16 protein-coding genes are annotated in these 12,396 nt (G+C 41.3%); 11 read left to right on the top strand and 5 right to left on the bottom strand.

Going from position 1 to position 12,396, the window contains the following annotated elements:
* Window positions 1-8: 8 nt before the first annotated feature.
* The 5 genes from AS034_RS11610 (at window position 9) to AS034_RS11630 (ending at window position 3,157) form a co-directional block, all read left to right on the top strand.
* Window positions 9-440 (top strand): GNAT family N-acetyltransferase, encoded by a 432-nt coding sequence (locus AS034_RS11610; RefSeq protein ID WP_058298558.1) that lies wholly within the window; start codon window positions 9-11, stop codon window positions 438-440.
* Window positions 437-892, top strand: a complete 456-nt coding sequence (locus tag AS034_RS11615) for a GNAT family N-acetyltransferase (protein ID WP_058298559.1) — start codon at window positions 437-439, stop codon at window positions 890-892. Before AS034_RS11610 ends, AS034_RS11615 begins: the two co-directional genes overlap by 4 nt.
* Window positions 893-907: 15 nt before the next feature.
* On the top strand, window positions 908-1,525 hold the full coding sequence (locus tag AS034_RS11620) for an HAD family hydrolase (protein WP_058298560.1): 618 nt from the start codon (window positions 908-910) through the stop codon (window positions 1,523-1,525).
* 77 nt (window positions 1,526-1,602) lie between these two features.
* Window positions 1,603-2,556 carry a glutaminase A gene (gene glsA, locus AS034_RS11625; protein ID WP_058298561.1) on the top strand — a complete coding sequence of 318 codons (954 nt, stop codon included), beginning with the start codon at window positions 1,603-1,605 and terminating at the stop codon, window positions 2,554-2,556.
* Between the two features lie 67 nt (window positions 2,557-2,623).
* Entirely contained in the window at window positions 2,624-3,157 is a 534-nt protein-coding gene (locus tag AS034_RS11630; RefSeq protein ID WP_232353688.1) for an AAA family ATPase, read from the top strand.
* A gap of 43 nt (window positions 3,158-3,200) precedes the next feature.
* Here AS034_RS11630 and AS034_RS11635 read toward each other — a convergent pair whose 3' ends face one another.
* Entirely contained in the window at window positions 3,201-3,587 is a 387-nt protein-coding gene (locus AS034_RS11635) for a sporulation protein (RefSeq protein WP_058298563.1), read from the bottom strand.
* Window positions 3,578-3,718: an FbpB family small basic protein gene (locus AS034_RS22740; protein WP_141687706.1), complete on the bottom strand. Its 141-nt coding sequence runs from the start codon at window positions 3,716-3,718 to the stop codon at window positions 3,578-3,580. The genes AS034_RS11635 and AS034_RS22740 overlap by 10 nt, the downstream gene beginning before the upstream one ends.
* A gap of 381 nt (window positions 3,719-4,099) precedes the next feature.
* On the opposite strand from AS034_RS22740, the gene AS034_RS11640 reads away from it, so the two are divergent.
* Together AS034_RS11640 and AS034_RS11645 are read left to right on the top strand one after the other, a co-directional pair.
* Window positions 4,100-4,726 carry an ArsR/SmtB family transcription factor gene (locus tag AS034_RS11640; RefSeq protein ID WP_058298564.1) on the top strand — a complete coding sequence of 209 codons (627 nt, stop codon included), beginning with the start codon at window positions 4,100-4,102 and terminating at the stop codon, window positions 4,724-4,726.
* 118 nt (window positions 4,727-4,844) lie between these two features.
* Window positions 4,845-6,128, top strand: coding sequence for an MFS transporter (locus AS034_RS11645; protein ID WP_058298565.1), 1,284 nt, complete (start codon window positions 4,845-4,847; stop codon window positions 6,126-6,128).
* 19 nt (window positions 6,129-6,147) lie between these two features.
* Here the strand turns inward: AS034_RS11645 and AS034_RS11650 are convergent, their stop codons facing one another.
* Window positions 6,148-6,474: a YqzG/YhdC family protein gene (locus AS034_RS11650; RefSeq protein ID WP_052011615.1), complete on the bottom strand. Its 327-nt coding sequence runs from the start codon at window positions 6,472-6,474 to the stop codon at window positions 6,148-6,150.
* A gap of 152 nt (window positions 6,475-6,626) precedes the next feature.
* Here AS034_RS11650 and AS034_RS11655 point away from each other — a divergent pair, with 152 nt between their 5' ends.
* The 3 genes from AS034_RS11655 (at window position 6,627) to AS034_RS11665 (ending at window position 9,564) form a co-directional block, all read left to right on the top strand.
* Window positions 6,627-7,319 carry a Dph6-related ATP pyrophosphatase gene (locus tag AS034_RS11655; protein WP_074440000.1) on the top strand — a complete coding sequence of 231 codons (693 nt, stop codon included), beginning with the start codon at window positions 6,627-6,629 and terminating at the stop codon, window positions 7,317-7,319.
* Between the two features lie 161 nt (window positions 7,320-7,480).
* Window positions 7,481-8,098 carry a TetR/AcrR family transcriptional regulator gene (locus AS034_RS11660; protein WP_032088565.1) on the top strand — a complete coding sequence of 206 codons (618 nt, stop codon included), beginning with the start codon at window positions 7,481-7,483 and terminating at the stop codon, window positions 8,096-8,098.
* A gap of 44 nt (window positions 8,099-8,142) precedes the next feature.
* Complete coding sequence (locus AS034_RS11665) at window positions 8,143-9,564, top strand: MDR family MFS transporter (RefSeq protein WP_058298567.1); 1,422 nt, start codon at window positions 8,143-8,145, stop codon at window positions 9,562-9,564.
* 88 nt (window positions 9,565-9,652) lie between these two features.
* On the opposite strand, the gene AS034_RS11670 is transcribed toward AS034_RS11665, so the two are convergent.
* Window positions 9,653-11,089: an MDR family MFS transporter gene (locus AS034_RS11670; protein WP_058298568.1), complete on the bottom strand. Its 1,437-nt coding sequence runs from the start codon at window positions 11,087-11,089 to the stop codon at window positions 9,653-9,655.
* 53 nt (window positions 11,090-11,142) lie between these two features.
* Complete coding sequence (locus AS034_RS11675) at window positions 11,143-11,331, bottom strand: DUF4083 domain-containing protein (RefSeq protein ID WP_032088562.1); 189 nt, start codon at window positions 11,329-11,331, stop codon at window positions 11,143-11,145.
* A 105-nt stretch (window positions 11,332-11,436) separates the two neighbouring features.
* Here AS034_RS11675 and AS034_RS11680 point away from each other — a divergent pair, with 105 nt between their 5' ends.
* Entirely contained in the window at window positions 11,437-12,168 is a 732-nt protein-coding gene (locus AS034_RS11680; RefSeq protein WP_058298569.1) for a class I SAM-dependent methyltransferase, read from the top strand.
* The last annotated feature ends 228 nt before the right edge of the window (window positions 12,169-12,396 follow it).

Below are 12,396 nucleotides of genomic sequence, written 5' to 3' on the forward strand. Positions count from 1 at the left end.
GGACTCCTTTGAATATAGAGTTGGCTAAAAAAAGTGATTTACTTGATTTAATACATATTGATCAAGCAGTGATTGGAAACGATCATCGAGCGGCTTTGATAGATAAATCCATTCATGACCGCTGTTGCCTTGTTTGCAAAATAGAAGGAAAGTCTGCAGGGTTTCTTTTATCCAATAACCAATTTTTTGAACATTGGTTTATCTCATTGGTCATTGTCCATCCAGATTGTCGGAAGAGAGGTATCGCCCGTGAACTTTTCACCGCATTTGAAGAAATGGCTGATGGAAATAAAATCTTTTCTTCCACAAATAAGTCACACAGCATCATGCATCATCTATTCCTATCACTCGGCTATGAAAAAAGCGGGTTTATCGATAACCTTGACGAAGGTGACCCCGAAATTATATATGTAAAAAAGCGGAAAGAGAAAGACTTGTGATCGTCAAAATAGATATCACTATACCTTCACTTGCTAAAGAGGTACTGGATCTTCAATATAAATCTTATCAAATAGAAGCAGACATAATCGGTTATGGTGAACTGCCTCCGCTTAAAGATAACGTGAACTCGCTCAAGAAGTGCGGAGAAGTCTTCTTTGGTTTCTATGAAAAAAATCAGTTATGCGGAGCCGCATCTTTCAAATGCGAGGAAAATATTGTTGATATTCACAGAATGATGGTCCATCCCAGCCATTTCAGGAAAGGAATTTCAAAAGCCTTGCTGAATCATCTGGAAGAGGAATGCAAGGGATTGGACGCCATGGTTGTATCAACAGGCACAAAAAACAGACCAGCCATTCATTTATATAAAAATGCCGGGTTTAAAGAGGTCGCTGAAAAGGAAATAACAGAAGGGCTGCGAATTACTACTTTCAAAAAGATGCTGAAGTGAATTGGAGGATGAAAAATGGACAGTATCATATTCGATTTGGACGGAACGTTATGGGACCCCCGCGAGACGGTGGTTGAGTCTTGGAATAGAGTCATTAAAGAACATGATAAAGTAGACAATGAACTGACTTCACAGCATTTGAAGGAAACAATGGGAATGCAGATGCATGAAATAGGGAAGAAGTTGTTTCCCGAGCTGGAAGAAGAAGAAAGAGACCGATTCATGAAGACCTGCTCTGGTGTAGAAATCGGCCATCTGCGTGACAAAGGGGGCAACCTCTATGACGAGGTGGAAGAAGTCCTGGAAGAGCTTGCTAAGACATACAAGCTTTATATCGTTAGTAATTGCCAGGATGGTTATATTGAAGCATTTTATGACTATCACAAATTAGGAAAGCACTTTATCGATTATGAAAATCCGGGAAGGACAGGTCTTTCAAAAGGTGAGAATATTAAACTGATCATTGAGCGCAATCACTTGAAACATCCCGTTTATGTGGGGGATACGGAAGGAGACAGGAATGCTGCAATGCATGCAGGCATACCTTTTGTATACGCCAGGTACGGTTTCGGCAATGTAGACCATTATGATTATGTGATCGATACATTCGGAGAATTGCTTGAAATCTTTTAATTCCGGATACTTCCTGGGCTATTCACAGGAACTCCATTATAGATGAAATGAGAACAGCAAAGGAAGGAGGAGTGACATTGGATAAGTTATCGAATGGGTTTATGGAAGAAGTTGTGAAGGCTTGCAGACCATATACTGCTCAAGGAGAAGTTATCGATCATATCCCAGGGCTGGATCAGTCACATGCAACCGATCTCGGGGTTACCATCATTACGAAAGAAGGAGACGTTTATTCAGCCGGAGAGGATGATTGCAACTTTTCACTTCAAAGCATTTCCAAGGTCATCATCTTATTGATGGCACTGGAAGACTTCGGGAAGGAAGTCGTCTTTCAAAAGGTTGACATGGAACCGACCGATGATTTCTTCAATTCAATATCCAATCTTGAAAATTATGAGGGTCACCGGCCGTATAATCCATTCATTAATTCAGGAGCCATAGCCACAGCGAGCCTTGTCAACGGCTCAACGGTTGAGGAGCGCTTTCAGAGGATACTATCGTTTCTGCAAACGATTACTGGGGATGATGAAAAAGTAAAACTCAACGAAGAAGTGTACCGCTCAGAAATAAAAAACGGTGCAAGGAATCGGTCACTTGCTTATTTCATGGAAAGTACAGGAGTTCTTTCAAATAGAGAAGCCGAAGAAGCGCTGGATCTTTATTACAGAGTGAACTCAATCGACGTAAACTCGCTTGCGTTGGCAAAGCTTGGTTTTTTCCTTGCTAATCACGGTAAAATCAGTGCAACAGGTTCTCAGCTGATACAATCCAGACATGTCCGAACCGTGAAAGCGATCATGCTTACTTCGGGGATGTATAATGAGTCGGGAACCTATGCAGTGGATGTTGGATTCCCATTAAAGAGCGGAGTGTCAGGAAGTATCGTTGGAGCAGTTCCAGGGAGAATGGGGATTGGGATCATCGGCCCTTCCATAAACAAAAAAGGAAACAGTGTAGCAGGCGGACAAGTACTGAGGATGCTGTCAGAAAAACTCAGACTGAATATATTTCACGATAGTACCATCGTATAAAGGGAAAGTTAAGGTTCTATTTATAAATGACAGTCTTTTCTTAATAGGGGGTATGAAGTTGATCATCATGCTGAATGGTGCGTTTGGTGCAGGAAAGACAACCGTTGCCGAGGGTTTATTAGAAAAAATTGATGATAGTATGTTATTCGATCCGGAAATAGTCGGATATATGTTAAGGTCCATGCTGCCGGAAGATATCAAACGTAATGAGTCTAAAAGCGGTGACTTCCAAAACTATGAACTTTGGAGAGTATTAACTGTGGATACAGCCAAGAGGTTGAAAGATAAATATGGTAAGCATCTCATTGTCCCTATGACACTGAGAGTCCCAGCGTACTTTACATATATCTTTAATGGCTTGAAAGAAATCGATGATGAAACACAGCACTTTTGTCTGCAAGCAAGCAGGAAGACAATATTTAAAAGGCTCAGGGACAGGGGGGAAGAAGAAGGGAACTGGTGCTTCCAGCAAACCGAAAAATGCCTGCATGCATATGAAGAATATGATTTTGGTGAGTATATTCAGACGGAGGATGTTGAAATCAATGAAGTAATCAGCAGCATAATGAAAAAATTGAACACAACAAGTTTTCAAAAATAAGAAGAGGACAACCTTGACTTCAAGGTTGTCCTCTTCTTTTTAGCTAGGTGACAACTACGATCCAATCCTCGTCAAGGCTTTCAACCCCTTTATCAAACGTCAGCTTTGTTTTGAAAAGATAACGAATTCCGTTCTTTCCTGTTTGCAGCGTCTTAGGAATTCTATAGACAAAGTTAAGCCTGTTTGTTTCGTCTGGTGCTAAATCTTCTGATCTGTAAATCGTTGTTGAGTCGATGACCTTTTCTGTCGACTGTTTATCTACCATGATAAGATCACAGTCGATCCTCCGTACTTTTTGTTTTACAATCCCGCCCTTTAAAACGAAATACCCGTGAAGCAGCTCGCCGGGATAGAATTCTGTTTTCGGTAAGATTAAATCAATCTTGGCTGAACCAACACCAAGCATGGAAGCATATTTTCTCAGTAACATTCAGGCATCCCCTTTTGTGAGTCTGTGTGCTTTTGTTCCAAATTCTTTTCAATTACTCCCAGCTGTTTTTTATCGCGCATGATGTTTTCTTTATTATCCTGAATCAATTGTTGTAAACTTTTCTTAATCAAGGTTTTCCACCCTTTCGCATTCGAGGTTGAGTATATAAAAAGGACCTTTACCGAAAAGGTAAAGGTCCACTTGATGCATGTATCAACCTTCACCGGACGGTAAAGGTCTCGCTAACAACGGTGTTGTCAATAAAGCCGAGAGCCAGGGCTCCGTATTGACGACTTTATTGTAAAAGCTACTCCCCTTTAGGAGAATATGAAATTATGACTCTATAGTACGAGCTCAGCGGCGAATTGTCAATTGAAATCCTCCCGCGCGCAAAGTTTGTCGAGAGAAAAAGAGTAGAAGCCTATTGTATTGAAGTGATCCAACATGATAAAATTCAGCTACACGGTAAAATAAAATTTACCGAGTTAATTTTATTACATGGGGATGTCTAAATGAAATCAATGTTCATCATCAAGGAATATGATCAGTTAAAAGCGTTAAGTGATCCGTTTCGTATCAAGCTTATGATGCGCCTTGTAGAAAAGCCATATACAGGACAGCAGCTTTCTGAGTTGTTTGAAATGTCCCGCGCAAGAATTCATTATCACTTGAAGGAATTAGAGAAACTGGGATTGATCGAAATCGTTAAGACCGAAGAAAAGAACGGAATAATACAAAAATTCTTTCAGTCGGTATCTAGCGGTTTTTATCCTGATGCAAGCCTGCTGCCTCATAGAGAAGAAATAAGTGAAACGAAAAGACTGATGATGTACGGTATGCTCGAGAGGACGATGAGCCGGATACTTGAAGCACCAAGTTCAGCATTTGAAGAGGCTGGAGATAAAGATCCATCTGATTGGAATATACTTGCATCATCCTGGGAAACCACAAGTTCAGAGGATAACTTTAAATGGTTTGTTAAAGCATACTTCGAACTTGTCGGTGAATTTCAAAAAAGAGCAAGAGAAGAAAAAGACGTTGAACAAAATGTCTATTATATGACCGGGATTGGTTTCGAGGTGGAAGAATCTAAATTTGCAGGAAGGCTTTTGGATGTGGAAAAAGAAAAAGACCGTTGATCGGTTTTTTTTAGACAATCAGTAAAAAAAAACTTACTGTATAAAAGTATTTTTTTGATGACACGGTAAAATTATTTTTACCGAATAAAATAATCACACTGATTTAGGAGGGGAAAGCATGAAAGAATTATTGTTTCATAACAGAAATTTTGCTTGGTTATTTTTTGGGAGACTGGTCACGAATATGGGTGACAGTATTTACTATGTTGCAGCAATGTGGCTTGTATATGAAATGGGGGGGAATGCATTTTACACGGGTCTGGCCGGATTTCTGACACTGCTTCCGGGGACCCTGCAATTTCTGATTGGGCCGCTCGTTGATAGATGGAAGATCAAGAAGGTTTTAATTTTGACTCAGATCATCCAGGCTTTGCTTGTATTGATGATTCCAATCGCACACTACATGGGATTTCTTACTGTGGTCTTCATCCTGGTAATTATGCCGATCATTTCTGCAATTAATCAATTTGTCTATCCAGGTCAGGCAGCACTGCTGCCCAGAATCGTCCGTAAAGATCAACTGGTTAAAGGCAACTCTTTGTTTTCTTTTGCTTTTCAAGGGGTCGATCTTGCCTTCAACGCCATAGCCGGTATTCTCCTGACTATGATCGGAGCAATTACCCTCTATTTAATTGATGCGGTTACCTTTATTGCTGCGTGCATACTTTTCAGCCTGTTAAATATTCCTGAAAAAGAATCAGTTAAAGAAAAACAAAAGATTAAACAAACGATACACCAATACAAAACTGATCTTATTGAAGGTTTTTCAATAGTATTCCGTTCCCATCTGGCCAAATTCCTCCTGGGATCAATCGTTGCAAACTTTGCTATTGGATCTGTGTATGCAATCTTACCTGCTTTTGCAGATGGCAGGGCTGGTTCCGGGCTTTACGGACTTTATTTGGCGGCAATTTCAGGGGGGGCGCTTATAGGTGCGCTTTCCGCTTCTTGGCTAGGGCGCTTCCCGGTCGGCAAGCTTACCATTCTATCATTTATGATTGGAGGAACGATGTGGCTAAGTTCGGGTTTCATATCCAGCAACAGTATAAGTATTCTTTTATTTGGTATTTCATGGATACCCATTGGGGCGACAAATGTCATATTTGGATCTGCGATTCAGTCAATGGTCCCATCCAGGTTACTGGGCAGGATATTTTCTGTAACAGCATCATTGGGAGCGGTGGCAATGCCGCTCGGCTCTCTTCTTGGAGGGCTGCTGGCCAGCCAGTTCGGCCCGGAAGCAGTATATATATCAAGCTCAGGAGGGATTTTGTTTATAGCCCTGGTATGGACTATAAACAAAACACTCCGCTCCCTTCCGGAAACTTCTAAACTAAAACCTGGAGAAATGGGCCTGCCTGAAGGAGACCCTGCTGTATCCGGGGAAGTAATCTCCGGATAATGAATCAGCTTGTTTGTTATTAACGTGACACCTCGCTAAAAGAAATCTGCTTCAACTGTTCGGTTTTAGTGTCAAATCTTATGTTTACAAGCACTCCGAATTCTTTATCTTTTCCCTTTAGCCATAGTTTGAATTTTTCTGTGCTGATGCCTCCACTGTCTTCACGGCCAATATGAAGATAGTCGATGATCTGAGCCTGGGGATAACGTTCTTTTGTTTTTTTCATTGCAAGACGGCCCCATTTCGCATAAGAAGGAATGGTCACGTTTATGCTTTCTAAGTACTTTGCTTCGCAGACCGTCCCGTGCAATCCAAGCGTCATCAATGGAATCAGGAACATACACATCCTTAATTTTTTCAAAATAGAGGTCCTCCTGTTTTAGTATTATCATCTGTTGATTTTTCCTTCTTATTCCCTTCATGCAAAACCAAATCGTTTTTTATTGTGCTACTATTGAGAAGATAACAGGGAAAGTATGGTGGAAGGCAGGGAACTATATGGATAGTAGGAAGAAACGAAAGACAGCAGTCTGCTGGAGCAGTGGTAAGGATTGCAGTCTCGCATTATATCGCCTCATGAAGGATAATGAAGAAATCGTATGTCTTGTTTCGATGGTTTCCAGTAAAGACGAACGAAACCATGCACACGGAATTAAATTAAAGATCCTCAAATACCAGGCGGAGGCGTTGGGACTGCCGCTAGTGCTTATTGATTCAGAAGGAAATTATGAAGCTTCGCTTGTGGCTGCACTCAAGGGTTTGAAAGCCGAGCTGGGTATTGAACAAGTGGCGTTTGGAAGTTTGTATGCAAAAGAAGATAGGAAATGGAATGAGGAAATTTCTCATAAAGCCGGAGTCGAACCCATATTCCCTGCTTGGATATCTCCGGAAGACTCGAATGAACTCATGCAGGAATTCTTGTCTCTCGGGTTCACCGCTTACATTTGCAGGGCCTCAAGCGAACACTTCGATCAAACCTGTCCGGGCAGGATCCTTGATTTTCAGTTTTATGAAGAAATTCGGCAGAAAGCGATCTGTGTGATGGGTGAGGCGGGTGAATATCATACATTCGTGACAGATGGACCTATATTCAATAAGCGGATAGAGCTGCTGAAATCCGGTGTTGTGATGAATTCCGGATTGTGGTCACTGGATATACAAGATTGTCGATTGATTGCAAAAAACGAATAATGAAAGAATCTTTGATGTTGAAAAGCGCTCGATATCGGGCGCTTTTTCATATGAAAGAAAACACAACGAGCTAAGTTTATCCTTTGACATATGACATCGTGTCATCTATAGTAAGGAAGGTCTTGAAAATGACACTGTGTCACTTAGGAAGGGGGATGTATATGCCAAAGCCGACTTTTTATAATTTAAATGAAGAAAAAAGGCATATCCTGATTGAGGCGGCAAAAAAGGAGTTCTCCCGCGTATCTCTCTATGAAGCCTCTATTTCAAACATCTTGAAATCAGCCGGGATACCGAGAGGAAGCTTTTATCAATACTTTGAAGATAAAGAAGATGCATTTTTTTATCTGCTGAATGAACATACACAGGAAAGACATGAAGAATTCTTATTCAACTTAAAGAAATATCAAGGAGATCTCTTTCAAGCATTCATTGAAGTATTCTCCCACACATTAAAACGTTCACATAGTGAAGGTCAGAGCAATTTCATAAAAAACGTCCTCTTAAATATGAATTATAAGATTGAAAAAGCATTCACCAAATTCATCAGTAAAGAAGAATTGAGCAAAAGGTATGATGAAGTATTTCACCTTGTGGATTGGGACAGCCTTAATATCTCGGAAGAAAATCAGGTATATCATATCCTGCAGATATTATCAGCGGTAACGTTCCATAATCTTGTCCACAGCATCTCAAACGATTTAACGTTTGAAGAAGCAGTGACCAAGTATAAAGTTGAAATACAGCTTCTTCAAACTGGCATGACTAAAACAAGCTAACAAAAAGATTAAACATTTAATTTATATAAGAAAGAAGGGAGAAAATGAAGCCAAAATCACACGATGTATCGCAATCACCCGATTCCATTAATAAATTCCCATTATTGCTGGTGTTAATTTCCGGGGCATTTGCGGCCATATTGAATCAGACTCTGCTTGCAACTGCTCTCCCGCATATCATGGAAGACCTGCACCTGGAAGCCAGTACAGCTCAATGGCTGACTTCCATTTTCATGCTGGTGAACGGGGTCATGATCCCCATCACAGCATTCTTGATTGAACGATTTACAACACGCTCACTTTTCCTGACGGCCCTGGGTCTTTTTGCTGCAGGAACGCTAATCTGTGCTGTTGCACCAAATTTTGGCATCCTGATGGTGGGAAGGGTCATTCAGGCTTCCGGCGCTGGTATCATTATGCCGCTGATGCAGACGATTCTATTTCTGATTTTCCCTGTGGAAAAGCGGGGGAGTGCCATGGGAATGTTCGGACTGGTCATTTCCTTTGCCCCGGCCATCGGTCCGACTCTGTCAGGCTGGCTGGTGGATCAGTTCCCTTGGAGGAGCTTATTCTATGTCATTCTTCCAATCGTCATCATTGACCTGATTGTCGCCTATTTCATTCTCGTCAATGTTACGAAGCAGACGTTCCCTAAAGTAGATATCCTATCTATCATTTTATCTTCGTTCGGTTTCGGAGGGCTGTTGTATGGTTTCAGTACTGCAGGAACAGAGGGATGGAGCAGTGTGCACGTGATTGTGTCGATGATTATAGGTTCAATTACACTGACCCTGTTCATATTGAGGCAATTTAAATTAAAACAGCCTATTCTTGAGTTCAGGGTATTCAAGATAAAATTATTCACGATTACCACAATACTTGGAATGCTCGTATTTATCGCCATGATCGGGGGTGCGACAATCCTGCCGATATTGATGCAGAACATGCTTGGCTATTCAGCCTTTGAATCAGGTCTGATGCTGCTTCCCGGAGCCCTCATAATGGGCTTCATGAACCCGATTACGGGAAGGATATTTGATAAATTCGGGGCAAAGTGGCTTGCGGTTACGGGATTGATCCTGATTTCAATTACAACATTCATGTTCTCGAATCTTACACCTCAGACTTCCTTCATGTATCTGACTGTCGTAAATGCTTTCAGGATGCTGGGGGTGGCAATGGTGATGATGCCCGTCACCACCGCAGGTTTAAATCAGCTGCCTAACCATTTAATCCCCCACGGTACGGCTATGAACAATACGATGAGGCAAGTTTCCGGTGCTGTCGGTACTGCTTTACTCGTGACGGTCATGACTACCGCGGCACAGCCCGCCAGAGGAGTGGAAGGTCTTGTACATGGGGTCAATGTTTCATTTATTGTTGCAGGAATATCTGCTATCATTGGTCTTTTCTTTGCATTTTTTGTGAAGGATAAGAGTCCTAAAAGAGTAAAAACTACAACTTAATTTGAAATCCTATTCCCATTTTTAAGGAAACAGGCTATTTTTTATAGAGTAAAAAAACCTCGTCATAACCAGACGAGGTTTTTCTACTTTATTCACTCATAGTTTCATTAAAATCAGGGGCAGCTGCTTTTCGAATGAATAAGGAGATGATGACCGCTGATAAAGCCAGAGCAAGGGCGAACCAGTATGCATGGTGGACACCATATGTCATCGCATCATTCATTACATCCTGTGTTACTTTTCCGTTATAGCTGTTCATGAAGTTTTCCCTGCTTTGGGTCATGATGCTCACGAATATTGAAACACCCAAAGCACCGGAAACAGGCTGTAATGTGTTTGCAATAGCTGTACCATGTGGATACAAGTACTTAGGCAGCTCATTCAATGCATTCGTTTGTGCAGGCATCATGATCGCCGAGATCGACAGCATCAATAATACGTATACGACGATGAAAAGCCAAATAGGGGTGGCTTCGTTAATATTGCTGAAGAAAAAGATGACTCCTGACAGCACAATAGTACCGGGAATGATCAATTTTCTAGGCCCGAATTTATCGAATAATGACCCCATGACCGGTGACATCAATCCATTCAACAATGCTCCGGGCAGCAAAAGCAGTCCGGCTATCTTGGCAGAATATCCAAGAGGACCCTGCAGATACATTGGCATGACAATTTCAGAGGCGAACATGGCCATGATTACAATGATGAATAGAATGACACCCCGGGCGTAACTTTTGTATTTGAATACGCGAACATCAAGCAGGGGCTCATCCAATTTCAACTGTCTTAAAACAAACCAGACGAGACTGACTGCACTGATCAGGATGATTAAAATGATTTTGGAAGAGGTGAATCCTTCCCCATTTTCTCCGGCAGAGCTGAAACCATACACGATCCCGGCAATCCCAATAGAAGAAAGGATGATTGACCACACATCCACTCCGGGACGTGTCACTTCACCTACGTTTTGCAAGTATTTCCATGCAAAAAGGATAGAAAAAATTGAAAATGGGATGACCGTGATAAACAACCATCTCCATCCGAGCATATCAACGATTACACCGGATAATGTCGGGCCGATCGCCGGCGCAAACATGATCACGAGTCCAAAGGTCCCCATTATTTTCCCGCGGACTTCCGGCTTATAGATAAGTAACAATGCGTTCATGATGACCGGTATCAACAACCCGGTACCCACTGCCTGAATCATCCGTCCTGCTAAGAGCATCGGAAAATTCATTGCACCTGCAGCGATTGTCGTTCCAATCAAGAATATCGTCATGACACCGATAAACATTTGTCTGGTCGTGAACCATTGAATCAATAAAGCTGATATCGGCATCAATACTCCCATTACAAGCATAAAGCCTGTAGCGAGCCATTGGACTGTGGGGGCATTGACCCCGAATACTTCCATTAATTCAGTCAAAGCTATATTAAGTAAGGTTTCATTGAGAATAGCGAAAAAAGCCCCGATCATGAAAGTAATCAGTATAGCTTTTGAGTTTATTTTTGTTTCCATTAGTTCCCCCTGTTAAAGTTGAATGAAGCATTTCCCTGTTGAGATGCTTATTGTTATGGATTCTTTTTTTCCAAAAGCTCAATAATCCGGTCAAGTTTCTTGTTCAAATCAACCGCAGAATGAGATTGGACCTTTGAATTGATGATCAGCCTGCGAATGAAAAGGGTGAATGAAACCACACCAATAATGATTAAGCTGAATACAATCAGCTGGAATAGAATATCCCCAAGATTATACCCCATATTTTCCTCCCTGAATAAAGTTAATAATGACCATTCTAGTTTATAGGAAGAAATGGTAAACTACAATTATGAAAAATTGAAGAACGTGAAAGGAAGGGCCGTCAAATGTCTGACTCCATTCAACATACATATAATCGATTAGCTGAGACATACCAACATGATATCGATAAAGCAAGTCCATACAATGCTTATTATGAGCGGCCTGCCATGATTGCTGAGCTGCCCGGGAAGTTAGAAGGATATTCCATTTTGGATGCAGGTTGTGCAGCAGGCTGGTACACACAGTATTTTGCCTCCCAAGGAGCAAAGGTCACAGGAATTGATATAAGTCCTGAGATGGTTAAAGCGGCCAAAGTGAGGGTGGGGGACTCGGCACAGGTATTATGCCAAGACCTTCAAAAGCCGCTTCCATTTGAAGCCGACTCATTTGATATCATCGTCAGTTCTCTAACGCTTCACTATTTTGAGAACTGGGATGACACTTTTAAGGAATTTAACCGTGTATTGAAACCGGGCGGTACCTTCCTCTTTTCCATTCATCATCCATTTATGGACTTTACCCGAAATAACTGCGAAGACTATTTTACTTCAGAAACCATCACGGAAACATGGAAAAAGCCGCATATTACAATCGATGTCACTTTTTTCAGAAAGCCATTGGGCAGAGTCCTTAATGACACCACCCATTATTTTCATCTTGAACGGTTTGTCGAACCCCAACCAACAGAAAAAATGAAATCAATTAAAGAAAAATCCTATCGATATCTCATGACACATCCGCATTTTCTCATCGTAAAAGCTAAGTCGAAAAAGGCTAGTACAAAAGAAGTGTTTTAATCTAAGTGAAACCCGAACTGATTTGCACAAGATAAGGCAAATTAGTTCGGGTTTAAATTTGTTCGAATCACATTTAGATTCCAGCCCCTTTCTAGTGGTTTATTGAGTGTACCCCGCAGGGAGGCACGACCGTGGAGGCTCAGGAGTTATCTTTTTAGTCCAACGAGTAATCTCACGAGCATATTTCTTGATAAAAAATTTTGCATGTCTTACAATAATCTCGAATTA

Source organism: [Bacillus] enclensis (assembly GCF_001456935.1).
Taxonomy (GTDB): Bacteria; Bacillota; Bacilli; order Bacillales; family Bacillaceae_B; genus Rossellomorea; species Rossellomorea enclensis.